This is a genomic window from Thermomonospora echinospora, assembly GCF_900108175.1.
GTDB classification, from domain to species: Bacteria; Actinomycetota; Actinomycetes; order Streptosporangiales; family Streptosporangiaceae; genus Thermomonospora; species Thermomonospora echinospora.
This window is the reverse complement of the sequence record NZ_FNVO01000003.1, coordinates 453,839-475,873: the sequence shown is the minus strand read 5'-3', so window position 1 is coordinate 475,873 and position 22,035 is coordinate 453,839. Positions and strand designations below refer to the sequence as shown.

At 72.8% G+C, this 22,035-nt stretch carries 23 protein-coding genes; 7 read left to right on the top strand and 16 right to left on the bottom strand.

Annotated features, from left to right (window positions below; all coding sequences use genetic code 11):
- Positions 1-5: 5 nt before the first annotated feature.
- The 3 genes from C4U03_RS09585 to C4U03_RS09575 are packed head-to-tail and all read right to left on the bottom strand — an operon-like array spanning position 6 to position 3,519.
- Positions 6-2,537, bottom strand: a complete 2,532-nt coding sequence (locus C4U03_RS09585) for a CHAT domain-containing protein (RefSeq protein WP_235017735.1) — start codon at positions 2,535-2,537, stop codon at positions 6-8.
- The gene (locus C4U03_RS09580) at positions 2,534-2,974 is read right to left on the bottom strand and encodes a hypothetical protein (protein WP_103937318.1); all 441 of its coding nucleotides are present in this window, start codon (positions 2,972-2,974) and stop codon (positions 2,534-2,536) included. Before C4U03_RS09580 ends, C4U03_RS09585 begins: the two co-directional genes overlap by 4 nt.
- Positions 2,971-3,519, bottom strand: coding sequence for an RNA polymerase sigma factor (locus C4U03_RS09575; protein ID WP_235017734.1), 549 nt, complete (start codon positions 3,517-3,519; stop codon positions 2,971-2,973). Before C4U03_RS09575 ends, C4U03_RS09580 begins: the two co-directional genes overlap by 4 nt.
- A gap of 310 nt (positions 3,520-3,829) precedes the next feature.
- Between C4U03_RS09575 and C4U03_RS09570 the strand changes: the two genes are divergently transcribed.
- Positions 3,830-5,314 (top strand): FG-GAP-like repeat-containing protein, encoded by a 1,485-nt coding sequence (locus C4U03_RS09570; protein WP_103937316.1) that lies wholly within the window; start codon positions 3,830-3,832, stop codon positions 5,312-5,314.
- A gap of 87 nt (positions 5,315-5,401) precedes the next feature.
- On the opposite strand, the gene C4U03_RS09565 is transcribed toward C4U03_RS09570, so the two are convergent.
- Positions 5,402-6,568: a S8 family peptidase gene (locus C4U03_RS09565; RefSeq protein WP_235017733.1), complete on the bottom strand. Its 1,167-nt coding sequence runs from the start codon at positions 6,566-6,568 to the stop codon at positions 5,402-5,404.
- A 140-nt stretch (positions 6,569-6,708) separates the two neighbouring features.
- On the opposite strand from C4U03_RS09565, the gene lnt reads away from it, so the two are divergent.
- Together lnt and C4U03_RS09555 are read left to right on the top strand one after the other, a co-directional pair.
- Positions 6,709-8,175 carry an apolipoprotein N-acyltransferase gene (gene lnt / locus C4U03_RS09560; protein WP_200827161.1) on the top strand — a complete coding sequence of 489 codons (1,467 nt, stop codon included), beginning with the start codon at positions 6,709-6,711 and terminating at the stop codon, positions 8,173-8,175.
- A gap of 270 nt (positions 8,176-8,445) precedes the next feature.
- The gene (locus C4U03_RS09555; protein WP_103937314.1) at positions 8,446-8,940 is read left to right on the top strand and encodes a DUF3145 domain-containing protein; all 495 of its coding nucleotides are present in this window, start codon (positions 8,446-8,448) and stop codon (positions 8,938-8,940) included.
- Between the two features lie 149 nt (positions 8,941-9,089).
- Here C4U03_RS09555 and C4U03_RS09550 read toward each other — a convergent pair whose 3' ends face one another.
- From C4U03_RS09550 to C4U03_RS09520, 7 genes are all read right to left on the bottom strand, one after another.
- The gene (locus tag C4U03_RS09550; RefSeq protein ID WP_103937313.1) at positions 9,090-10,532 is read right to left on the bottom strand and encodes an acyl-CoA carboxylase subunit beta; all 1,443 of its coding nucleotides are present in this window, start codon (positions 10,530-10,532) and stop codon (positions 9,090-9,092) included.
- 29 nt (positions 10,533-10,561) lie between these two features.
- Positions 10,562-11,830, bottom strand: a complete 1,269-nt coding sequence (gene fabF, locus C4U03_RS09545) for a beta-ketoacyl-ACP synthase II (protein ID WP_103937312.1) — start codon at positions 11,828-11,830, stop codon at positions 10,562-10,564.
- A gap of 82 nt (positions 11,831-11,912) precedes the next feature.
- Positions 11,913-12,176, bottom strand: a complete 264-nt coding sequence (locus tag C4U03_RS09540) for an acyl carrier protein (RefSeq protein WP_103937311.1) — start codon at positions 12,174-12,176, stop codon at positions 11,913-11,915.
- A 53-nt stretch (positions 12,177-12,229) separates the two neighbouring features.
- A complete protein-coding gene (locus tag C4U03_RS09535) occupies positions 12,230-13,216 on the bottom strand; it encodes a beta-ketoacyl-ACP synthase III (RefSeq protein WP_200827160.1) in 987 nt (328 codons plus the stop codon).
- Positions 13,213-14,121: an ACP S-malonyltransferase gene (locus C4U03_RS09530; RefSeq protein ID WP_103937310.1), complete on the bottom strand. Its 909-nt coding sequence runs from the start codon at positions 14,119-14,121 to the stop codon at positions 13,213-13,215. The genes C4U03_RS09535 and C4U03_RS09530 overlap by 4 nt, the downstream gene beginning before the upstream one ends.
- A 97-nt stretch (positions 14,122-14,218) precedes the next feature.
- Positions 14,219-15,400: a PucR family transcriptional regulator gene (locus C4U03_RS09525; protein WP_103937309.1), complete on the bottom strand. Its 1,182-nt coding sequence runs from the start codon at positions 15,398-15,400 to the stop codon at positions 14,219-14,221.
- A 4-nt stretch (positions 15,401-15,404) separates the two neighbouring features.
- Positions 15,405-15,617 (bottom strand): hypothetical protein, encoded by a 213-nt coding sequence (locus tag C4U03_RS09520; RefSeq protein ID WP_103937308.1) that lies wholly within the window; start codon positions 15,615-15,617, stop codon positions 15,405-15,407.
- 59 nt (positions 15,618-15,676) lie between these two features.
- On the opposite strand from C4U03_RS09520, the gene C4U03_RS09515 reads away from it, so the two are divergent.
- The 3 genes from C4U03_RS09515 (at position 15,677) to C4U03_RS09510 (ending at position 19,423) form a co-directional block, all read left to right on the top strand.
- The gene (locus C4U03_RS09515; RefSeq protein WP_103937307.1) at positions 15,677-17,191 is read left to right on the top strand and encodes a recombinase family protein; all 1,515 of its coding nucleotides are present in this window, start codon (positions 15,677-15,679) and stop codon (positions 17,189-17,191) included.
- A 676-nt stretch (positions 17,192-17,867) separates the two neighbouring features.
- Positions 17,868-17,990 carry a hypothetical protein gene (locus tag C4U03_RS42430; RefSeq protein WP_268817498.1) on the top strand — a complete coding sequence of 41 codons (123 nt, stop codon included), beginning with the start codon at positions 17,868-17,870 and terminating at the stop codon, positions 17,988-17,990.
- On the top strand, positions 17,987-19,423 hold the full coding sequence (locus tag C4U03_RS09510) for a replication initiator (protein WP_200827159.1): 1,437 nt from the start codon (positions 17,987-17,989) through the stop codon (positions 19,421-19,423). The genes C4U03_RS42430 and C4U03_RS09510 overlap by 4 nt, the downstream gene beginning before the upstream one ends.
- Before the next feature lie 545 nt (positions 19,424-19,968).
- Here C4U03_RS09510 and C4U03_RS39815 read toward each other — a convergent pair.
- Positions 19,969-20,223, bottom strand: a complete 255-nt coding sequence (locus C4U03_RS39815) for a hypothetical protein (protein WP_146087296.1) — start codon at positions 20,221-20,223, stop codon at positions 19,969-19,971.
- Between the two features lie 34 nt (positions 20,224-20,257).
- Between C4U03_RS39815 and C4U03_RS09505 the strand changes: the two genes are divergently transcribed.
- Positions 20,258-20,458, top strand: a complete 201-nt coding sequence (locus tag C4U03_RS09505; protein ID WP_103937306.1) for a hypothetical protein — start codon at positions 20,258-20,260, stop codon at positions 20,456-20,458.
- Here C4U03_RS09505 and C4U03_RS09500 read toward each other — a convergent pair.
- The 4 genes from C4U03_RS09500 to C4U03_RS09485 form a co-directional block, all read right to left on the bottom strand.
- Entirely contained in the window at positions 20,453-20,827 is a 375-nt protein-coding gene (locus C4U03_RS09500) for a hypothetical protein (RefSeq protein ID WP_146087295.1), read from the bottom strand. The genes C4U03_RS09505 and C4U03_RS09500 overlap by 6 nt on opposite strands.
- Before the next feature lie 81 nt (positions 20,828-20,908).
- Complete coding sequence (locus C4U03_RS09495; protein ID WP_103937304.1) at positions 20,909-21,238, bottom strand: hypothetical protein; 330 nt, start codon at positions 21,236-21,238, stop codon at positions 20,909-20,911.
- Entirely contained in the window at positions 21,235-21,561 is a 327-nt protein-coding gene (locus tag C4U03_RS09490) for a hypothetical protein (RefSeq protein WP_146087294.1), read from the bottom strand. Before C4U03_RS09490 ends, C4U03_RS09495 begins: the two co-directional genes overlap by 4 nt.
- Positions 21,548-21,925 (bottom strand): hypothetical protein, encoded by a 378-nt coding sequence (locus tag C4U03_RS09485; protein ID WP_146087293.1) that lies wholly within the window; start codon positions 21,923-21,925, stop codon positions 21,548-21,550. The genes C4U03_RS09490 and C4U03_RS09485 overlap by 14 nt, the downstream gene beginning before the upstream one ends.
- Positions 21,926-22,035 lie beyond the last annotated feature (110 nt).

Here is a 22,035-nt window from a genome sequence, read left to right as displayed (position 1 = left end):
GCCGGTCAGCCCGCGCCGTAGCACTGGAAGCCCAGGTCACCGCTGGACCTCGGCACCTGGGACATCGCCCGGGCCGGTGCCGTCCCCTGACGGAGCCGCTCGTGCAGGGCCGTCATGAACGCGCGGGCGCCCGCGTCCCGCACCGGGGTGACGCTGGCGATCACCGTGGCGGTGCCCAGCCCCAGCAGCACGCCGACGATGCCCAGCACCCCGTCACCGGCCGCCTGCCCGGCGTCACAGGCCGACAGCACGACCATGCGCGGCGCGGTGGGCACGTCCTCCAGGTCGTAGGCCAGCAGCGGCCCGTCGGCCAGCCGCAGATGCGAGAACAGCGGATTGTCCTCGCGGAACTCCCCGTGGGCCGCCAGGTGCGCCAGGTCCGCCCCGTCCAGGGCCCGCCGCACCGACGCCACGTCGGCGGCCGGACCGTGCAGCACCGTGGCGTCCGGGTACCGGTGGGCCAGCGCCAGGACCTCGGCCTCGCCCTGCGGCAGCGACGGCCCGGCTGCCAGCACCACCCGGCCCGGCCGTACTCCGGCGTCGCGGACGGCGTGCAGCCAGGCGGTCGCCGAGGGGACGACGGTGAACGGCCGCTCGACCAGCGCCGCCCACGGCACGGCGTGGAAGGCGCCCGTCGGGGCGATGACCAGCTCACGTCCCTCCAGGGCCCGGTGCAGCCCGGCGGGCGTCCACGACGACATCCGCCGCACCGCGTCGCGTAGTCCCCTGGCGGCGGTCTCGTCGTCGTGGCGGGCCAGCCGCCGTACCGCGAAGCGAACCAGGCGCGCGTCCGCGGCGACCGCGTCGTAGGGGCCGATCGGCCAGCGGCGGCAGCGGCCCCCGGTGATCGTGACGACGTGCAGCCCGTCGCCGACCTGGACCAGCTCGACCAGCGCCCGATCTCCCAGCGCGGCCACCAGCGCGGCGGCCCCGGCGGGACGCGGGCGGGACCGGCCCCTGGCGGGGGAGTGCCGGCGCGTCGCCGTGCGTACCGCCGCTTCGAGCCGGGCCAGGCGCCGGGCGCCGTGCGGCGGTTCCTCGCCCCGCGCGACGGCGGCCGCCTGCTCGGCGCTCGCCACCCGCAGCTCGGCCAGGGCACGGGCCCGCTGCGGGTCGGCCGGCGGCCGGACGGCGACCGCGCGGCGGGCGATGGCCCGGCGGCGTTCCTCGGCGGCCAGCAGCTCGCGGGCCGAACGCGCCAGGTCCAGCCCCAGCGCGGCCAGGTCCTCGCCGACCCGTGCCGCGCGGGCGCGCAGCTCGGCGGCGCCGAACACCTCGGCGTGCTCGCCGGCGACCCGCAGCCCGGAGCGGACGGCGGCCAGCGCGCCGCGGCGGTCCCCCGCCACCGACCGCTCCAGGGCGGTGGCGTGCCAGGCGGCCACCCGCAGCGCGGCCGGACCGCGGCGGCGGGCCCGCCCCGCCTGCTCCAGCAGCCCCTGGGCGGGACGGCCCAGATGCAGCGCCAGCCGCGCAGCGACGATCCGGATGTCGGCGGCGGGCTCGGCCCAGCCGCCCCGCTCCAGCCGTCCGGCCGTGGCGACGGCCGTGCGCAGCAGGAGCGGGGAACGGTCGCCGGCCGCCCAGCGGGCGCGCAGCAGCAGATGCTCGGCCAGCAGCATCCACCCGGTCCGCTCCTGCTCGGCGAAGGCGGTCCGGGCCTGCTCGGCCGTCTGCGTGGCCCGCTCGGCGTCCCCGTCGGCCAGCTCGGCGCAGGCCAGCAGCAGCAGGCCGTCGGCGACGTCGCAGCGGTAGCCGCGGTCCGCCGCCTCGGCCAGTGACTGCGCCAGCAGCGGCCGGGCCTCGCCGGTCAGCCCGGCGGCGATCAGGGTCTCGGCCTGGTCCAGCCGGCACTGCACGACCCGCTCGCCGGTCAGGCCGGGCTCGGCCGCCGCGTACAGGTGCAGCGCCTGCGGCAGGTCGCCGCGCCGCGACACCACGAACGCCAGGTTGCCCCGGGCCATGGCCGCCTGCGACCGCAGCCCCGCCCGGTCGGCGACCGCCACCGCCTCCGCCAGCGAGGCCTGCGCCGTCTCCAGCCCGCCGCACAGCGCCCTGGCCAGCCCCAGGTTGATGAGCAGCCCCACCAGCGTGGCCGGGTCGTCGCCGCGCCGCAGCCGGGGCAGCGCCTCTCGGACGACCGCCAGCGCGTCGTCCGGCCGGCCGGCGCGGGCCAGCGCGCAGGCCCGGTTGGCGGCCAGCCGGTCGGCGTCGGCCCCGCGCAGCACCCCGGCCGCCGCCGCGGCGCACTCCAGCGCCGCGGACAGGTCGCCGTGGGCGGCCAGCAGCCCCACCTGGCTCATCCGCACCTGCGCCCGCTCGTAGTCCAGCCCGGCGGCGTCGGCGATCCGCAGCGCCTCATCGAGATGGGCCAGGCCCTCCTCCAGCCGCCCGAGCTCCTTGGCGGCCAGCGCGGCGGCCCGCCGCAGCCCGATCAACGTCCGCGGCGGCCCCGGTGCGGCGCCGTCCAGCGCCTCGGCGGCGACGGCGTGGGCCCGCGCCGGATCGGCCGCCGCCAGGCGCAGCAGCGCCGTGGTCACAGCCGGATCCAGCTGGTGACGACCGAGGAGTCGTCGGGCAGCCGGAACAGCAGGCTGATCAGCCCGGCGGGCACCCCGTCCACCACGAACTGCCCCGCCGGACCGGCCCGTCCGTCCAGCTCGCCGTCGGTGTGCCGGACCCGCACCCGCGCGTGGGCGGGCGGCAGCAACTGCCCGGCGATCTGGTAAACCTGCTCGCCTCCGGTCACCTCCACCTCGACCGTCAGGCCCCCGCCGGCGAACACGAGCAGCCGCGTGCCGTCACCGCGCAGCGCCGGCAGCGCCTCGTCGTCGCCGTCGCGGACGAGACCGGCCAGGGCCGCGTCAGGCTCCCGCAGGCGGAAGGCCGCCCGCGCGGCGGCCGGTACGCTCTCGGGCGGCGGGTCGTGGACCTGGAACGCGGTGCGCACGAGCCTGAGCAGTTCGGCGTCGGTCACGCGGATCCCTCCAGTCGCTTGCGGAGCGAGGCCAGGCAGCGGGCACGGGCCGGGCCGACGCTGCTCACCGGGATGTCCAGGGCCGCTGAGACCTCCGCGTACGTGGGGGACAGCGCCAGCAGCCGCAGCATCTGCTGGCACAGGCCGGGCAGGGCGCCGATGGCGTCGAAGACGGCGCGCAGTCGTTCGCGTCCGGCCAGGACCGCCTCGGGAGTGACCGGATCGGGCAGCGCCTCCAACGACCGCTCCTCGGACCGGCCCCGGTGGCGCAGCGTCCGGGCCGACTCTCGGCGGGCCGTCACCGCCAGCCAGGCGCCGACCCGGTCCGGCCGCCGCAGCGCGCCGATGTGCTCGACCAGCCGTAGCCACGTCAGCTGCACGACGTCGGCGGCGTCCGCCGGCCCCAGCCCGTGCCCCCGGGCGATCGCCCACAGCATCGCCGAGTAGCGGTCCGTCAGCGCGGCCCACGCCGTGTCGTCACCGGCCCGCGCCCGGAGCACCAGCTCGCCGGGCGCAGCCGCCCCCATCCCCTTCGGGACCGTCACCGCACGCCTCCCCGAGGTCCCCCGTCGTCCGGCAGCCTAAGGGGACCTCACGGGTGAATGCGGAGGGTTATCTCTTTGCTACGGCGTTGTGTCCGACCCCTTATGAATCCATTTTTCGGACACGGGGTAACCGCCCTCCGGGCGGGACCGGCTTCCGGGAGCCGCCCGGCCGTCCGGTACGTTCGACACTGGATGTCGTGGAAAGTCGGGGAAAATCGTCAATCCCGGTAAACCGGACGTCCGAATTGTTCGTCCTGCTGGTAAGGCGCGGCAGAACAGGTGCCGCGCACAGCAGACGGAAGGTCGTTCATTGCGATCTCGCGTATTCGCGCGTGCCACCGCCCTGGCCGCGGTGACCGCGCTGGGCGGGCTGGGTCTCGCCGGCCTCGCCCCCTCGGCCTCGGCGGCCGCCCCCGCCAAGGCCTACGACTTCAACGGCGACGGCTACGCCGACCTGGCCATCGGCAGCCCGAACGGAAAGGTCGGCAGTAAGGCCGGCGCCGGCTTCGTCAGCGTGGTCTACGGCTCGGCGGCCGGCCTCAACACCGGCAAGAAGAAGGTCTTCACCCAGAACAGCGCCGGAGTGCCCGGCGCGGCGGAGGCCGGCGACCACTTCGGCCATTCGTTGGCCTCGGCGGACTTCGACCGGGACGGCTACGCCGACCTGGCGGTCGGCGCCCCCGACGAGGACACCGCCGACGGCGCCAACGCCGGCACGGTGACGATCCTGTGGGGCACGCGTTCCGGGCTGACCAACCGGGCGACCGCGAGCGGGGAGTTCGGCCAGGCGGGAGCCGGTCACCGCTGGGGCGAGTCCCTGGCGGTGGGCGACATCGAGCGCGACCGCTCTCCCGAGTTGTTCATCACCGTCCCGGGCGTCAGCAGTTTCAAGTGGTACTACTTCAACGAGACGGCCGCCGCGTCGGCCGGAGCCGTGCGGCCCGGCGGCGCGAAGGGGCTCGTCCGCGGCGGCGGCGTCTCGGCCCAGTCGCCGCAGGACGTCAACAGCTCGTGGGTGGCCTCGGGCGACGTGACCGGCGACGGCTACGACGACCTGGTGTACGCCTGGAACGACGCCGACTGGCACGTTCCCGCCGAGCGGCGCGGATTCGTGGTGTTCCCGGGCACGGCCGGAGGCGACCTCCTTAACGGCAGGGCGGTCCTCACCGAGGTGAGGTCGCTTGCCGTGGGCGACTTCAACGGCGACCGGGCCAGGGACGTCGCGGTGGGCCAGGGCTCGCCCAAGGGCGGCCGGGTCGTCGTCTTCCCCGGCTCGGCCACGAACGTGGACCCCGCCACGAAGACCAGCATCGACCTGGACACCCCGGGTGTTCCCGGCGTGGCCGTGGCCGGTGACGGCTTCGGCAGCGGGATCGCCGCCGGCGACGTCAACAAGGACGGCAAGGCGGACCTGGCGGTCGGCGTGCCCTACGCCCAGGTCGGCGGCAAGAAGGTGGTGAACGCCGGCCGGGCGTACGTGCTGTTCGGCTCGGCGAAGGGGCTCACCGGCACCGGAGCGCAGACCGTCTCGCAGAACATTGCCGGCGTTCCCGACGGCGCGGAGCGGAACGACAACTTCGGCTACCAGGTGACGCTGCTGGACCACACCAGGGACGGCTACGCCGACCTGGTCGTCGGGGCTCCCGGTGAGAACAGCCCCAACGGCGCGGTCACCTTCATCAAGAGCCGGGGCGCACGCGGCGTGCTGCCCGTCGCCGGGGCGAAGGCGATCGGCACCGGCACCTTCGGCGTGACCGGAAAGAACGCTCAGCTCGGACGGCTCCTCGGGCGATAGGGTCCGGCCCTTCCAGGAGCATGCCGCCGCCAGGCCGGATCCACGGACCGGCCTGGCGGCACCCCCGGCGCGCCGGCGGCCCGGCCGTCAGCCGCCGACGACCACGCCGAGGCCGGGCAGCGTGCGGGCCTTGGCCGGGTCGAGGACCCGAGCGGCCGCGGCGCCGGCGGGCAGGTCCTCGGCCGCCGCCGTCCCGGCGATCGTCCCGGCGACCGCCGGGGCCGCGAACGACGTGCCGCTCCACGTGGCGTAACCGGCGAACGCATCCGGGTCGACGCCGTTCATCGGGGGCCGCGAGCCGTCGAAGTCCAGATAACAGCTGGCGACGTCCACACCGGGCGCGCAAGCGTCCACCCACCGGCCGTAGTTGGAGAACCGGGCGCGCTCCTGCCCGTCCAGCGCGGCCACCGCGATCACCGGCTCGAACGCCGCCGGCCAGAACGGCCGGTCCCCGGCCGCGTTGCCGGCACAGGCGACCACCACCGTGTCGCGGCCGAGCGCCGCCAGTGCCCGGGCCAGCACGGGGGAGGGCCGGTCGTCGAAGGTGTAGCAGCCCAGGGACAGGTTGACCACGTCGGCCCGTCCCCAGTCGGCCAGCCACGTCAGCGCCCGCACCACGCCCAGCTCGTCGCCCACCCCGTCACCGCCGATCACCCGCCGGGCCCGGATCCGGGCGGACGGCGCGTGCCGCAGCACCACCCCGGCGATGAACGTGCCGTGCCCGGCCTGCGCGTCCAGCTTGAAGTCCAGATCGGCGTCGAGGACCTCGGCCACCTCCTCGCGCTGCTCGGCGTACCAGTCGGTGTCCTCGTACCAGGGGTGTGCGGACAGACCGGTGTCGAGGACGGCGACGGTGACGTCCCGGCGCGGCGGCGCGGCGGCCGACGGGGCGGGCACCGGGCCGGCCGGGCGCGGCCGGCCGGCGGGCCCCGACCACCACATCGGCTGCCCGTACACGACGGTGTTGGGCGCCACCGCCAGCCCGCGGCCTCGGCCGTCCCCGCCGAGCCGGGTCGCCAGCTCGCACACGTCCACCCGCGCCTGAGGCCGCAGCCGCATCAGGTAGACCCCGCCCTCGTCGTGGCCGGAGTCGTACCAGCGTCGCACCACGTCCTCGACGGCGGCCGCGTCGTCGGTCGCCACCAGGATCTGGTCGCGCCGCACCACGGTGGGACGCCCCGCCATCGGCTCGACCACGGCCGCGTCGGTATGCCGCGCAAGCATCCGCTCCAGCCGCGCCTCCTGATCGAACATGACCCCCGCTTTCACGCTATGTGATTGATGTGGGACTTATCGTGCCGGAGAGGGCTTGATCGCACCACCGGAATGACCTGCTGCGCACTCAGGGCGCCGGCGAGCTTGAACGGACCGGTGCCGGGTGCGTAACTGGGGAGGTGACCCCCTCCGAGAGCAGGCGGGCGGTCTACGCGCGGAGGGCGGCGATGCTCGCCGCCGGGGCCCTGCCGGTACTGGCCTTTCCCCGCCCGGAGCTCGACTGGGCGGCCTGGGCGCTGCTGGTGCCCGGGCTGCTGGGCCTGCGCGCGGCCCCCACCGCCCGGGAGGCCGCGGTGCGCGGCTGGTGGTTCGGCGGGGGCTTCCTGATCGCCGCGCTGTACTGGACGATCCCCAACATCGGCCCGGGGCTGCTGCTGGTCGCCGCCGTGTTCGGAGTGCTGTGGGCACCGTGGGGGTGGGCCGCCCGGACGCTGCTGCCCGCTCGCCCGGCGGCCGCCATGCTCGTGCTGCCCAGCCTCTGGGTGCTCAACGAGTACGCGCGTTCCTGGCACAAGCTGGGCGGACCGTGGGCGTTGCTGGGGGCTACCCAGTGGCGGCACCCCGCGGTGCTGGCACTGGCCGCGCTCGGCGGCGTGTGGCTGGTCGGCTTCGCCGTCGTCGCCGTCAACACCGCGCTGACCTTGGCGATCATCGACCGGAGGGTCCGGGCGCCCGCCCTCGCCACGGCCCTCGCCGTCGTCCTGGCCGGGCCGCTGACGTACGCGGTGCTCCACCGGCCCCGCCCCGAACGGACCATGACCGTGGCGCTGGTGCAGCCCGGCGTCGTCCACGGCCCCGCCGCCCGGCTGGCGGCCGAGGAGCGCATCACCGCCGGGCTCCCGCGCGTCGACCTCGTCGTGTGGGGCGAGAGCAGCGTGGGGTTCGACCTGGCGCGCAGCCCTGACCTGCGGGCGCGGCTGACCGCGCTCGCCGCGCGCTCGGAGCTGCTGGTCAACGAGGACGCCCGGGACGCCCGCGGACGGATCTCCAAGAGCTCCATCGTGATCGGGGCGAACGGGATCCGCGGCCGCTACGTCAAGACGCGGCTGGTCCCGTTCGGCGAGTACATCCCCCTGCGGCCGGTGCTGGGCTGGCTGGCGCACATCAGCAGGGCGGCCGGTCAGGACCGGGTGCCCGGCACCGGCGCCGAGACGCTGGCCGCCGGGGGAACCCGGATCGGGCCGCTGGTGTGCTTCGAGTCCGCCTTCCCCGATCTGGGGCGCGCGCTGGTGCGCAAGGGCGCGCGGGTCATCGTGGTCCAGTCGGCCACGTCCACCTTCCAGGACAGCTGGGCGCCGCCGCAGCACGCGAGCCTGGCGGCGGTGCGCGCCGCCGAGACCGGGCGGCCGGTGGTGCAGGCGGCGCTGACCGGGGTGTCGGCCGCCTTCGACGCCCAGGGCCGCCGGCTGGCCTGGGCGGACACCGACGCCCGCGGCGCCGTCGTGGTGACCCTGGCGCTGCCGCCGGCCGGGGCCCGCACCCCCTTCGCCCGCTACGGCGACTATGTGATCTTCGTCGCGCTCGCGGTGACGGCCGCCGAGCTGAGCGTGACCGTCGTACGGCGTCGCCGCACTCTCCCGGGCTGATCGGGACTCTGGCCCCTGTCGCCTCGGGACGCCCGGCCCGTAGCGTGTTCGGCACGACGGTCCGGACACCGGCCGCCGCCGGAGGACCGGGGAATCGTCCGGCGGCGGGCGGGGGCCGACGCGCTGCGGGGGCCGGCAAGAGTTCGCCAAAGAATGGTCGTGTGCTGGTGTGACTCCTGCCGATGATGCACAATGTTGGACGCGGGCACCGTCCCGGGATCTCTGAGGCCGTAGGGGAAGACGAGCCTCGGTACGCATCCAGGAGGTCCGGTGACCGCACGTGGCGTTTTCTACGTCCACTCCGCGCCACCTGCGCTGTGCCCGCACGTCGAGTGGGCCGTCGCAGGTGTTCTCGGCGTGCCCGCGTCCCTGACGTGGGCCGATCAGCCCGCTGCTCCCGGGAGCATGCGCGCCGAACTGCATTGGGAGGGCAAGCCGGGCACCGCCGCGGGGATCACCTCCTCGCTGCGCAACTGGAAGCTGCTGCGCTTCGAGGCGACCGAGGACGCCACCCCGGGCTGTGACGGGGTGCGCTACAGCGTCACGCCCTCCCTCGGGGTCTTCAGCGGGGTGATCGGAGCCAACGGCGACGTCATGGTGCCCGAGGACCGGCTGCGCGCCGCGATGGCCAATGTCGCCGTCGGCAAGAGCACCCTGGAGCACGAGATGGACCGCCTGCTCGGCACCCCCTGGGACAACGAGCTCGAGCCCTTCCGCCGGGCCGGCGACGGGGCCCCCGTCCGCTGGCTCCACGCCGCCGTCTGACCCCTCCCCGAGAACCACCCGGACCCGAACGTCCGGGTCGGAATGGGGTGGGGTCGGGCGTTCTCACCTGCGGTGGCCGGCGGAGGCCAGTCCGGGCATACGAGAAGGCCCCCGCGTTCTTTCGCGGGGGCCTTCTCGTGCCGGGCGGGTCAGAGGGGGATGTTGCCGTGGGTGCCGCGGGCCGGGATGGCCTCGGCGATGGCGCGGGCGATGGCGGTGCGGGTCGTGGCCGGGGTGATGACCTCGTCGACGACCCCCAGCTCGCAGGCGCGCTCCAGGCCGCCGGCGATCTGCTCGTGCTCGGCGGCCAGCTTGGCCTCCAGCGCCGGGCGCTCGTCCTCGGTGACGGCGGCCAGGGCGCGGCGGTGCAGGACGCGGACGGCGGCGACCGCGCCCATCACCGCCAGCTCGGCGGTCGGCCAGGCGAACACCCGGGTGGCGCCCAGCGACCGGGAGTTCATCGCGATGTAGGCGCCCCCGTACGCCTTGCGGGTCACCAGCGTCACCCGCGGGACGGTGGCCTCGGCGAAGGCGTGCAGCAGCTTGGCGCCCCGGCGGACCACGCCGCCGTGCTCCTGGCCGACGCCCGGCAGGTAACCGGGCACGTCCACCAGCACGACCAGCGGCACCCCGAACGCGTCGCACATCCGCACGAACCGGGCCGCCTTCTCCGCCGACTGGGCGTCCAGGCACCCGCCCAGCCGCAGCGGGTTGTTGGCGATGACGCCGACCGTCCGGCCGCCGAGCCGGCCGAGCGCGGTGACGATGTTGGGCGCCCACTTGGCGTGCAGCTCGACATAGGACTCGTCGGCGTTGTCCACCAGGCCCTTGACCAACGGCTGGACGCTGTAGGCGCGGCGGACGTTGTCCGGCAGCAGGCCGGAGAAGTCTCGCTCGGCCACCTCGTCGACCCGCATCCGGCCCTGGTGGCCCAGCAGCACGGCCAGCGTGCGGGCGCGGGCCAGCGCGTCGGTGTCGTCCTTGGCGACCACGTGCACCACGCCGGACTTGCGGGAGTGCGGCTCGGGACCGCCCAGCCCGGCCATGTCGATCTCCTCGCCGGTCACCGACTTGACCACGTCGGGACCGGTCACGAAGATCTTGCCCTGCTCTGCCAGGATCACGATGTCGGTCAGCGCCGGGCCGTAGGCGGCGCCCCCGGCCGCCGCGCCCAGCACCACCGAGATCTGCGGGACGATCCCGGACGCCCGGGTCATCGCCGCGAACACCAGCCCGACCGCGTGCAGCGACTCCACGCCCTCGGCCAGCCGCGCCCCGCCGGAGTGCCACACCCCAACGATCGGCAGCCGCTCGCGGACCGCATGGTCGTAGGCGGCCACGATCGCCTGGCAGCCGGCCATGCCCATCGCCCCGCCCTGCACCCGGGGGTCGGAGGCGAAGGCCACCACCGGCAGGCCCTCGACCCGGCCGACGCCCGCCAGGACACCGCTGCCGTCGTTCTCCTCGGTCAGCGGGCGGAACGTGCCGTCGTCGAACAGGATCTCCAGCCGGACCCGCGGATGCCGCGGGTCGGTCTGCTCCTGCGGGGACGCCGGTGCCGGGCCGACGACCCGGTTGTCGAGCACGGTCATGCTGGCAGGCTCCTTTGGAAGGACGCGCCTCAGACGGCGCGCTGGAAGGCGACGGACACGTTGTGGCCGCCGAAGCCGAAGGAATTGTTGAGCGCGGCGATCGGCTCGTCCGGCAGCTCGCGCGGCTCGCCGCGGACGATGTCCAGGTCGACGGCGTCGTCGAGGTCGTCGACGTTGATGGTGGGCGGCACCAGCCGCTCGCGCAGGGTCAGCACGGTGATCAGGGACTCCAGCGCGCCGGCGCCGCCGAGCAGGTGCCCGGTCATCGACTTGGTGGCGGTCACGCACAGCTTGGCCGCGGCCTCCTCGCCCAGGGCGGCCTTGATCGAGGCGAGCTCGGCGACGTCACCCAGCGGGGTGGACGTGCCGTGCGCGTTGACGTGCACGATGTCCTCGGCGGTCAGGCCGGCGTCGGCCAGCGCCCGGCGCATCGCCTTGGACTGGCCGGTGCCGGACGGGTCGGGCTGCACGATGTCGTAGGCGTCGCCGGAGTAGCCGCAGCCGGACGCGATGCCGTGGATCTCGGCGCCGCGCGCCCGCGCGTGCTCCTCCGACTCCAGGATCAGCACCGCGGCGCCCTCGCCGAGCACGAACCCGTCACGGTTCTTGTCGTACGGGCGGGAGGCGCGGGCGGGCTCCTCGTTGCGGGTGGACAGGGCCCGCATCGAGCCGAACGAGGCCATCTGCAGCGGGTGGATGCACGCCTCGGTGCCCCCGGCGATGACCACGTCCGCCCGGCCGGAGCGGATCATGTCGACGGCGTAGCCGATCGCCTCGGCGCTGGAGGCGCAGGCGCTGACCAGCGCGTGCGAGCCGGCCATCGCGCCGAACTCGATGCCCACCAGGCCGGAGGCGCCGTTGGGCATCAGCATCGGCACGGTGAACGGCGAGACCCGCTGCCAGCCCTTCTCCCGGTAGACGTCGTAGCTGTTGAGCGCGGTGTGCAGGCCGCCGATGCCGCTGGAGATGACGACGCCGAGCCGGTCGCCGTCCACGGTCCCCCCGGCGCGGTCGCCGAAGGCGTAACCGGCGTGCTGCCAGGCCTCGTGCGCGGCGATCAGCGCGATCGCCTCGTTGCGGTCCAGCCGGCGCAGCCGGTGCTTGGGCATCACCTCGGTCGGCTCCACCGCGAGCTGGGCGGCGAAGCGGACCGGAAGTTCCTCGACACCCTCCCAGTCCAGCGGGCGCACCCCGGACCTGCCGGCGAGCAACGCCGACCAGGTCGACGGCACGTCGCCGCCGAGCGGCGTCGTGGCACCGAGACCGGTAACGACGACTGTGGTCTGGTTCCTGCTCATGTCAGTGCTCCTGGTTTGCTGAGAGGAGTCGGGGGCGGGCCGCCGGGCGCGCGTGCGGCGTCCGGCGGCCCGCCGCACGCACTCAGGCCTTGGTGGCGCCCGTCAGTCCCTGGACGTAGTCGATGACGTCCTTGACCGTCTTGAGGTTGCGGAGCTCGTCGTCGGGGATCTCGACGCCGAACCGGTCCTGGGCGGCCACCGCGATCTCTACCATCGACAGCGAGTCGATGTCGAGGTCGTCGATGAAGTTCTTGTCCGGGGTCACCTCGCCGGCCGGAATGCCGACGATCTCCTCGACGATCTCGCCGAGGCCGGCCAGGATCTCCTGCTCGGTAGCAGCTGGCATGTCGTGGTTTCTCCTCTTGTAGTGGACGCAGGCCGTCGCCGGGCGGCGGCGGCCTACGGGATCTGGATGACTTGGGCAGCGTAGGTCAACCCGGCACCGAACCCGATCAGCAGGGCCGGGGCTCCGGAGGGAACCTCGCCGCGTTCGATCATGCGGGCCAGTGCCAGCGGGATCGAGGCGGCCGAGGTGTTGCCCGAGTGCACGATGTCGTCGGCGACCACCGCGTTGGTCGCCTTCAGCCGCCGGGCGATGGACTCCACGATGCGCAGGTTGGCCTGGTGCGGCACGAACGCGGCCAGGTCCTGGGGGGAGATGCCGGCCTGCTCGCAGGCCGCCGCCGCGACCGGGGCGATCGCGGTGGTGGCCCAGCGGAAGACCGCCTGGCCCTCCTGGACCAGGAACGAGGCGCGGTCCTCGATCCGGATCTTGTCGGCGAGGTCGCCGGCGCTGCCCCACACCACCGGGCCGATGCCCGGGGCCTGGGCGCCGGTGACCACCGCGGCGCCGGCGCCGTCGGCGAAGATGATGGCGGTCGACCGGTCGGTCCAGTCGATCCACTGCGACATCTTCTCGGCGCCGATCACCAGCACGTTGCGGGCGCTGCCGTCGCGGATCGCCGAGCTTGCGGTGGCCAGCGCATAGCAGAACCCGGCGCAGGCGGCGTTCAGGTCGAACGCGCCGGGCGCGGTGATGCCGAGCCGGTGCGCGACGGTGGCCGCGTGGCTGGGCAGCGGGGTCTCGGCCGAGCAGGTCGCCACGATCACCAGATCGATGTCACCGGGCGCCAGCCCACTGCCGGCCAGCGCCTTGCCGCCGGCGTGCACCGCCATGTCGGCGATGGTCTCGTCGGCGGCGGCGATGCGGCGCTCGACGATGCCGACCCGGCTGCGGATCCACGCGTCGTCGGTGTCCATGGTCGCCGCGAGGTCGTCGTTGGTGACGACCCTGGCGGGCTGGTAGTCGCCGAAGGCCAGGATGCGCGCGCCGGGCAGGGCGTCCGGGACGCGCAGCCCGGTGGCGGGGGCGCCGGCAGCGGTCATGAGGCGTGCGCCTTGATCAGCTCACGCGCCTTGTCCAGGTCCTCCGGGCCCTTGAGGGCCAGTGTCTGCACGCCCTTGAGCTCGCGGCGGACCAGTCCGACCAGGGTGCCCGCGGGCGGCAGCTCGATGACGGCGGTGACGCCCAGCTCGCGCATGGTCGCCATGCAGGCGTCCCAGCGGACCGGGGAGCTGACCTGGCGGACCAGCCGGTCGACGTACTCGCGGCCGGAGGTCACGACCGCGCCGTCGGCGTTGGACAGCAGCCTGGTCGCCGGGTCGGTCACCGGCATCCCGGCGGCCAGCGCGGCGAGCCGGTCGACGGCGGGCGCCATGTGCGCGGTGTGGAAGGCCCCGGCCACCGACAGCGGGCGCAGCCGGGCCTTGGCGGGGGGCTCGTCGGCGAACGCGGCGAGCTTGTCCATCGTCCCGGCGGCCACCACCTGGCCGGCGCCGTTGACGTTGGCGGGGGTGAGACCGTGCTTGTCGATGGCGGTGAGCACCTCGTCGGGGTCGCCGCCGAGCACCGCGGTCATCCCGGTCTCGGTCACCGCGGACGCCTCGGCCATCGCCCGGCCGCGTTCGCGCACGAACACCAGCGCCGACTCGGGGGTCAGCACGCCGGCGATCGCCGCCGCGACCAACTCGCCGACGCTGTGCCCGGCCACCACGTCCGGCGTGACGTCCAGCGCCCGCGCCGCCGCGAGCGCGGCGGCGACCAGCAGCGGCTGGGCGACCGCGGTGTCGCGGATCTCCTCGGCGTCGGCCGTAGTGCCGTAGCGCACCAGGTCGAGTCCGGTGACCGCGGACCACCACGCGAGACGGTCGGCGACCTCGGGCACGTCGAGCCACGGCTGCAGGAAGCCTGGGGTCTGGGCGCCCTGACCGGGCGAGGCGATGACAATCACGGACTTCACATTGCCGGGTCGGTGACGGCCCCGCCGATGCGGATCGCCACGAAGTTTCGGCGTGAGGCTTTGTGAGAGACCTACAAGGGTGCGCCGGTCACATACCGGCGCGTCTTTCCGCGAAACGGCCCAGGACCAGCGCCAACCGGAGGGTGAAGGCGTTGCGGCCGTCGGTGGGCGCGAGCCCGGTCAGTTCGGTCACTCTGCGCAGTCTGTAACGCACCGTGTTGGGATGGACGAACATCAGCCGTGCCGTGGCCTCCAGCGAGGACCCCTGCTCCAGGTAGGTGGTGAGGGTGTCCAGCAGCGGGGCGCCGGCGGTGCACATCGGCTCGTACACCTTCTTGACCAGATGGCGGCGGGCCGACTCGTCGCCGTCCAGGGCGCGTTCGGGCAGCAGTTCCACGGCCAGCGCCGGGCGCGGCGCGTCCGGCCAGCCGGCGGCGGCGCGCAGCCCGGCCATCGCGGCCTGCGCGGAGATGCTCGACTCGTACAGGTCGGCCACCAGCGGCCCGATGACGACCGGGCCGGGGCCGCACTTGGCGGCGATGGGCCGGGCGGCCTCCATCGGGTCCTCGGCGCCGCCGACGATGACGATGACGCGGTTGCCCTGCACGCCGGCCAGCACGTCGACGCGGCCGCGCCGGGCGGCCAGCTGCATCTGGTCGATGGTGACCTCGGGCTCCTCGTCGGGCGGGGTGTACCCGGCGACGACGGTGACCGGCTTGGCCGTCCAGCCCAGCGCGGCCGCCCACGAGTGCATACCGTCGTCCACCTCACCGCGCAGCACGGCGTTGACGACCAGGGCCTCCAGCCGGGCGTCCCAGGCGGCGCGGGTCTCGGCGGCCTGCGCGTACACCTGAGCGGCGCCGAACGCCACGTCCCGGGTGTAGCGCAGGATGGCCTCACGCAGCTGGGCCTGGCCGCCGGGCGCGGCCAGCTCGTCCAGCCGGGTCTCCACCACGTCGATGATGACGCGGATCATGTCGATGGTGTGCTTGAGCTTGATGGAGCGCAGCAGCTCGCGGGGCGCGGTGCCGAACACCTCGCCGGCGATGGCGGGCCGGGTGCCCTCGGCGTTCTTGAACCATTCCACGAACGCGGCGATGCCCGCCTGCGCCACCAGCCCGATCCACGAACGCTGGTCGGGCGGCATCCGGCGGAACCAGGGCAGCCGCTGTTCCATACTGGCCAGCGCCTGGGTGCCGAAAGTGCCCATGGCCTGTTCGAGCCGTTTGGTGGTGGCCGCCCGGATCGTGTCCTCGCTCGTGGTCTCCACGGACTCAAGAGTGCCATCCCCCCGGCGGCGCGCCCGCCGCGGGCCGCCGGTGCCGTCGGCGGCCGGGGCGTTCGAAGCGGTGCGCGGCGAGCCAGGTCAGGGCGAGGACCGCCGCGAAGATGGGCAGCCAGGCCAGCCGCTGCAGCGCCCACGACGGCTGCTCGGGCCGGGTGTGCAGACCGGGCAGCGCGCCGAGGGCGGTCCCCGCCGTCGTCACGCCGATCAGGGCGGTCTGGTGCCAGAAGGACCACTTAGGCTACTTCTGGAGGAACCCCCATGACAGCTACGGACCGTGACCTGATTCCCGTAGTGGACTACGCCCGCGCCAGCGTGGACAAGGCCAAGGACGAACACACAGTAGAGGACCAGCAGGCCGCCAACGAGAAGACCGCCGGACGTCTGGGATGTCGGATCGTCGCCCGCTTCGCCGACAACGACAAGTCAGCGGCCAAGGCCGACGTCTACCGCGATGACTTTGAGGAGATGCTGAAGGTCCTGCGCAAGGGGAAGCTGTCGGACGGAACGCCCGTCATGGGCTGCATCGTGACCGCTGACGATCGCCTAGTACGCCGGGCCGGTGACTACGAGCGGTTCGTGGACGCCATCACCCACGAAGAGGGTCGGGTCTACGCCGACAAGCGAGGCTTCAAGGACCTGTACAGCGAGGACGTAGAGTCCATGGGACTCATGGGAGCCGTCATCTCCCGCATGGAGGTCAAGCGCACCCGCCGCCGCGTGCGCAACTGGCACCGGGCACGAGCGGAACGAGGGTTGCCCCCGAAGGCACACAGGGCGTTCGGCTGGATGGCCGACGGCACCACCATCGACCAGGGCGAAGCGGCGTTGATCAGGAAGGCGATCGACGAACTGATCTCGGGCCGCTCTCAGGCATCCATCGTTCGGGAGTGGCAGGCCAAGGGGGTCAAGACGCCGCGCGGGTACGACTGGACCACCGGCACCCTACGCAAGATGCTTCTCAACCCTCGTCTTTGCGGATGGCGGATGATCCAAGGTGAGATTGTCGAGGTGGACGGCAAGCCCGTGACGGGGCAGTGGGAGCCGATCATCTCGCCGGAACGGTGGCAGGCGGTACGGGCGTTCTACGACGCGCGCCGAGGCAAGATCATCACCCGGGACGGGGCCGTTCGTCCCATGGCCCCCGACCACCGCGAACACAGTTACCTCTTGACCGGGGTCCTGCGTTGTGGCCGCATCCTGCCGGACGGCTCCATGTGCGGGAAGAAGCTCCGAGTGGTCAACGACCGCAAGACGGGTGTCTTCCGGTACTACTGCCAGGACAAGACCCAGGGAGGATGCGGGGGACTGTCCCGCAGGGGTGACAAGCTCGAAGAGTTCATCTCCGAGGCGGTACTTGCCAAGCTGGAGGAGCGCGCCAAGAGCGCCCGCCGGGACATCGGCCCATGGCCCCGCGAACGTGAGCTGATCGAGCTGCAAGAGCAGCTTGCCGAACTTCGAGCACAGTGGGGAAAGCGCAAGGTTTCCAATGCCCTGTTCTTCGCCGAGGTAGAGCGGTTGGAGCCGGAGATTGCCAAACTCAGGGCAGAGCGCGAGCGCTACGAGTTGGCCTCCCAGCAATCCGAAACCGACATCTCCGATATCCGCCGACGCTGGTACTCAGAAACCGATGATGACCGCCTGGACTTGGGGCAGAAGCGCGCCTATGTGCGTGGATGCTTCCTGGCGATCATCGTTCACCCAGCGGGCAAGGGGAACGGTAGCCGCACGACGTTTAACCCTGATCTACTCGAACTGATCTGGCGCGAGGACTGATCAGCGACCGCGTAACGGCACCCCGAGGCGACCAGGTCCGGGGTGCCGTTTTCTGTGATCTGCGTCACTATCTGCCGATGTGCAGCCGTACGCCACCAGTCACCACCGGACGCCACCGGACGCCAGCGGTCACCCACGGACAACCCTGCACGCCGGGAAGCCCGAGCCCACAGGCGATCCAGCAGGTTTGATCTTGGTCGGGGCGTGGCACAGTGGAGAGCGGAGCCGCCATGGCGTCTCCGTAGAAGGCGAGTGACAGGCGGGGTCGGCTCCCGCCGCCGGGGTCCTCGTGAGGGGACCCCATCACCAAGCGACAGCCGTATAAACAGAGACACAGACACATGAGCTGAAGAAGCCGCCGGGGTGGGCACTCGGCATATCGGGTAGGCGCCGGGCGGATGCGTCCGCCGACAGCCTGACAAAAGACAGCCCCCACTATTTGCGAATTCTCAAAGCAGCTCACTCGCCGGAATCGTCACCATCGGGTGTGCGTCAGCGTGCCCGCTGTAGGACGCATTCATTCTGCGGAGTTGGCCGCGTGCTCTTCTTATCGCCGAGAGAAGGAGCAGCAGGGTTGCAGCCGAGCCCGGAAGCAGTTGAATGGGGCAGGCGTCAGGCCGCGCGGTCACCGCGCTGGAGCGACGCCAAGTGGCAGCAGGTAGCAACGATCTTCGGGGTGGTTCTGGCCCCCCGCCAGGACGCCCACCAGGACGACCAGGCCGAGCAGGACCAGGCCGACCAGCAGCACGACGAGCACCAGGCCGACGAGCACCAGGCCGCCGGGCGGGATGCGGCATGAGCGCCCCGCCGACGCCCGACCTTCCGCCCGAGGTCATCGCCGCTCTGCACCGTGCGGCGATGCCGGACTTCGTCCGCTGGCAACAGATGATCCGCACCGCCGGGGGCTGTGAGCAGCCGGTCCGGTTGCGGGGTGAGCGGTTCACCCTGGACGCCCAGACCGGCGAGCTGATCGAGTCGTATCGCACCGACGACGAGCCGACCGGGTTCCTGCTGACCGCGTGCGGGAACCGCCGGGCGTCGCGGTGCGCGGCGTGTGCGCAGGTGTACCGGGACGACACCTATCACCTGATCATCTCCGGGCTGACCGGCGGCAAGAGCGTCCCGGAGAGTGTCAGCGCGCATCCGCGTGTGTTCCTGACGCTGACCGCCCCGTCCTTCGGAGCCGTGCATACCCGCCGGGAGAAGGGCGGGCAGGTGCAGATGTGCCGCCCCCGCAGGAACCGGCCACTGTGCCGCCACGGCCGCCCCGAGGGATGCGGACGCCGCCACCAGGAGGCAGACCCCGCGATCGGGCAGCCGATCTGTATCGACTGCTACGACTACGCACAGGCGGTGTTGTGGAACGCGCACGCCCCCGAGCTGTGGCGACGCCTCACCCTGACCGTGCCGAAGAAGATCACCGCTGAACTCGGCATCACCCACAAGGCCCTCCGCGAACAGGCCCGCATCTCCTACGCCCGCGTGATCGAGTACCAGCGACGCGGCCTGATCCACTTCCACGCCGTGATCCGCCTGGACGGACCGGACGGCCCCGACCAGCCCCCGCCACCGTGGGCCAGCACGGATCTACTGGAGCGGGCGCTACGGGCCGCCGCCGCAGAGGTGGCCGTTGCGGTCCCGCACCCGGACGGGGAGAGCCTGCCTCTGACCTTGGGGTGGGGCGGGCAGTTGGACGTTCAGCCGATCCACGTGGCCGCAGACCTGGACGGCATAGCCGACAAGCACGTGGCCCGCTACATCGCCAAGTACGCCACCAAGGGCGCCGAGGACGCGGGCACCGTGGACCGCCCGATCCGCTACGCCAGCCAGATCAGCACGTTGAAGGTGTCCGAGCACGCCCGCCGGATGATCTGGACCTGTTTCACCCTCGCCGACCTCCCCGAGTACCACGAGCTACGGCTACGGCACTGGGCACACATGCTCGGCTACCGAGGCCACTTCTCCACCAAGAGCCGCCGCTACTCCGTCACGCTCACCGAGTTGCGGCAGGCCCGCGCCGACCACGCCGCCGCCCAGGCCCGCCAACGCGACGGCCGACCCGAACCCGACCCGAACCGGCCCACGATCAAGGTGGGGCGATGGAAGTACACCGGCAGCGGCCTACGCCACGGCGAACACCTCTGGGCAGCCCAGGCCCGCGAACGCATCCAGACCGCCCGCCGCATCCGTCAGGAGGCCACCGACAGTGACCACCAGGCCGAGGCAGGCTGACCGCTCATGCCGTCCGTCGAGGATTTTCACTACAGGGTCAAGGCGGCCCTAGCGGGCCGCTCGCGTCGCGGACTCGACGCCCGCCCGCCGTTCCCGCCGACGCTCCCACGGCGGGCAGCCCCGGGCCGGTCCGCTGACGCGCAGACCAGCACCCATCACCGATCAGGCCACCCAGGAGAGGCAGGCCCCGCGCCCCGAGGGGGCGCAGGGCCGGGCGGGGGCTGGTCCCGCCCACCGGGGGCTGTGGACGGCCGCCGCGCTTTGCGCGTGCGGCCTTGGGGGCCGTTCGCAGCGCGGCCCCGCCCACAGCCCCCCGTGGACGGTGCGCCCACCAGCCGCACACCCCAGACGCAGGCCCGCACCCAAGGCCCGCCGTCCAAGGGGCCGGGCAGCGGCTTGCAGGCCCGGCGGTCAGCCCGCGTGGAAGGTGCCACCGGCGCCGGCTGACTCCCTTCGGTCGCCCCTACGGGGTGCCCTTCGGGCATCGACCGGCCCCGACCCTGCCAGCACGGAGCCCAAGCCGCGGCCCTGGGTCCGGCGGTGGATCAGCCCTGGTTGTGATGCCGGTGGATCAGACCCGCCGCCATCAGAATCGTGAAGATCTGCTTGATGGCATCAGGCCCCAGGTTCCTTACGTCCTGGAGCTTGTCGTCCTGCCACAGCCAGAGCACGTCACCCACGGTCGGCTCATGGACGCCCTCACCTTTCAGGTAGTGACGCAGAGGGTTGATGATGCGCCGGGAAGGTGTGAGGCACACCAGCGGGCAATCCCGTGTTAGCGGCGGACTCTGCGACTCCATGTCTGTAGACCTCCCGAGGACAGGAAACGGATCTATGCGTGTACGTATCGGTTGCGCGTTGTTCGCCCTCACGGGCGTGTTCGGTGTGCTCGCAGTCCTGACCAGCCAGCCCAGCACGAGAGCGGCGTTCGTGGTCGTGGGCGTGGTCGTGCTGGCAGTGCTGGCGGTCCTGCTGGTGTTGGCCTCTATGGGCCTTGCCGTGCCAGCGGTCGCCGTCACCCTGCTTGTCCTATGAGCGTTCAGCCACCCGAGCTTGTTGCCAGAGTTCCACCCACTTCGGGAGAACGGACAGGCCGGGATCGTCCATCAGGACGCAGGTCTCAAGCGCCCGCCTCTGGCATGACAGCACGAACACCACCACCCAGGCAGCAGAGGGAAGGTTCACCCGCTTACGGTTCAGGACATCGCTGATCGTTGACCTGGACAGGGTTGGCAGGTCCCGCCACTGCAAAAGATCCGGGTACAGGTCCGGCAACTGCTCGGAGATATCCACCAGCGTCTGATACGAGGGCTCTCCGCACTCCAGGTGGAAGTCCCGCAGGCGAGCGATGAACCCCGCCGCCGTATCCGGCCCGCCCACTCCCGGACCCTCAACATCCACCACTGCCCGAAGCCTTCCGTCCACCGTGCGGGCATTCCCGCGTACTGTTCATGTGCTGCCGCCCCTGCTTCCGTTCCTCGCGGCCTAGCGGCCACTGCGGTACGGGTCAGGGTTGCCCTCGAACCGGCGGTGGTGCTGTGTGGCGGACACCGGCCAAAACCCCAGCGCTCCCCGGATCTGCGTACGCAGGTCATCGGGCCGGGCGGCTTCCAGCATGCGCCAGCCACCGGCCGCCGGGACTATCGCCCGCCACTGACCGGTAGCGAGCCCGAACCACACCATCACGCTGCCGAACTCGTCGCCGAACTCGCGACGGGCCAGCAGCCACGCCCACCGCAGTTCGTCACTCCACCGCAGTTCGTCACTGTGCGGGACCGTCCAGCGGCCCAGCCGATCGGTAGCGGGGGGCGTCATGAGGGCACCTGCCCGTCACGCAGCGTCCGGTAGATCGCGATGGCGACCCCGCCGAGGTCCTCGGCCGGACCGATGATGTGGCCCCCGATCCAGGTGAACCACCACTCCCCCTCCGTCCAAGCGCACACGACGTCTTCGCTGTCCAACGGGCGATCGGGGTAGCTCACCCGCAGCACCAGCGCCCCAGGCTCAGGCCGGACCAGTTCCGCCGGGCACCCCAGGGTCCTCAGCGGCGAACGAAGCTCGCACAGGTACTCCTCACAGGGATCGACCCCGTGCAGGCTCACGCGGCGTTCGCGGTCCTGGGGACTACGGCCGGGCATCAGCGGCACCGCTTTCGGCCGAGTCGAGCACATGCACGAAGCCGCCCGCACTCTCAGCCGCCGCACACACCGCGTGGAACGCCGCGTTCTCGTCGGAGATTGTGATGCGCGACAAGGCCAGCAGCACCGACGCCCTCCCGCTGTTCAGCAGGCCCAAGGCGACGCGCACGCCCCAGCGCTCTAGCGGAGGCTCAATGTCGGAGGTCTCGCGGACGACCGCGCCGACCTCCCAGTCATGGCGAGCCGCCCAGCGTTCGCACTGGGCAACCGCGTGATCTTCTTCGCGGGCATCGGCACCGCGTGCGTAGACGACGGCCCGCACGCGAGCGATGGATGCCTCGTTGGGAGAGGGGTTCGCGACCATGCCGAGAGCGTGACAGCGCCCCCGCACACAATGAACGCACGTAGTGTCCGAGGCTTAGAACGACTTCGCGTAATTCGCCTACGGCCAGTACCAGGACGACCGGCAGTAGG

Excerpts from the sequence above, each read along its gene's own strand:
- C4U03_RS09565 (WP_235017733.1), bottom strand. The coding sequence starts at position 6,568 with ATGTTCGATCAGGAGGCGCGGCTGGAGCGGATGCTTGCGCGGCATACC.
- C4U03_RS09550 (WP_103937313.1), bottom strand. The coding sequence starts at position 10,532 with ATGACCGTGCTCGACAACCGGGTCGTCGGCCCGGCACCGGCGTCCCCG.
- fabF (WP_103937312.1), bottom strand. The coding sequence starts at position 11,830 with ATGAGCAGGAACCAGACCACAGTCGTCGTTACCGGTCTCGGTGCCACG.
- C4U03_RS09540 (WP_103937311.1), bottom strand. The coding sequence starts at position 12,176 with ATGCCAGCTGCTACCGAGCAGGAGATCCTGGCCGGCCTCGGCGAGATC.
- C4U03_RS09535 (WP_200827160.1), bottom strand. The coding sequence starts at position 13,216 with ATGACCGCTGCCGGCGCCCCCGCCACCGGGCTGCGCGTCCCGGACGCC.
- C4U03_RS09515 (WP_103937307.1), top strand. The coding sequence starts at position 15,677 with ATGACAGCTACGGACCGTGACCTGATTCCCGTAGTGGACTACGCCCGC.
- C4U03_RS09510 (WP_200827159.1), top strand. The coding sequence starts at position 17,987 with ATGAGCGCCCCGCCGACGCCCGACCTTCCGCCCGAGGTCATCGCCGCT.
- C4U03_RS39815 (WP_146087296.1), bottom strand. The coding sequence starts at position 20,223 with ATGGAGTCGCAGAGTCCGCCGCTAACACGGGATTGCCCGCTGGTGTGC.
- C4U03_RS09505 (WP_103937306.1), top strand. The coding sequence starts at position 20,258 with ATGCGTGTACGTATCGGTTGCGCGTTGTTCGCCCTCACGGGCGTGTTC.
- C4U03_RS09495 (WP_103937304.1), bottom strand. The coding sequence starts at position 21,238 with ATGACGCCCCCCGCTACCGATCGGCTGGGCCGCTGGACGGTCCCGCAC.
- C4U03_RS09490 (WP_146087294.1), bottom strand. The coding sequence starts at position 21,561 with ATGCCCGGCCGTAGTCCCCAGGACCGCGAACGCCGCGTGAGCCTGCAC.
- C4U03_RS09485 (WP_146087293.1), bottom strand. The coding sequence starts at position 21,925 with ATGGTCGCGAACCCCTCTCCCAACGAGGCATCCATCGCTCGCGTGCGG.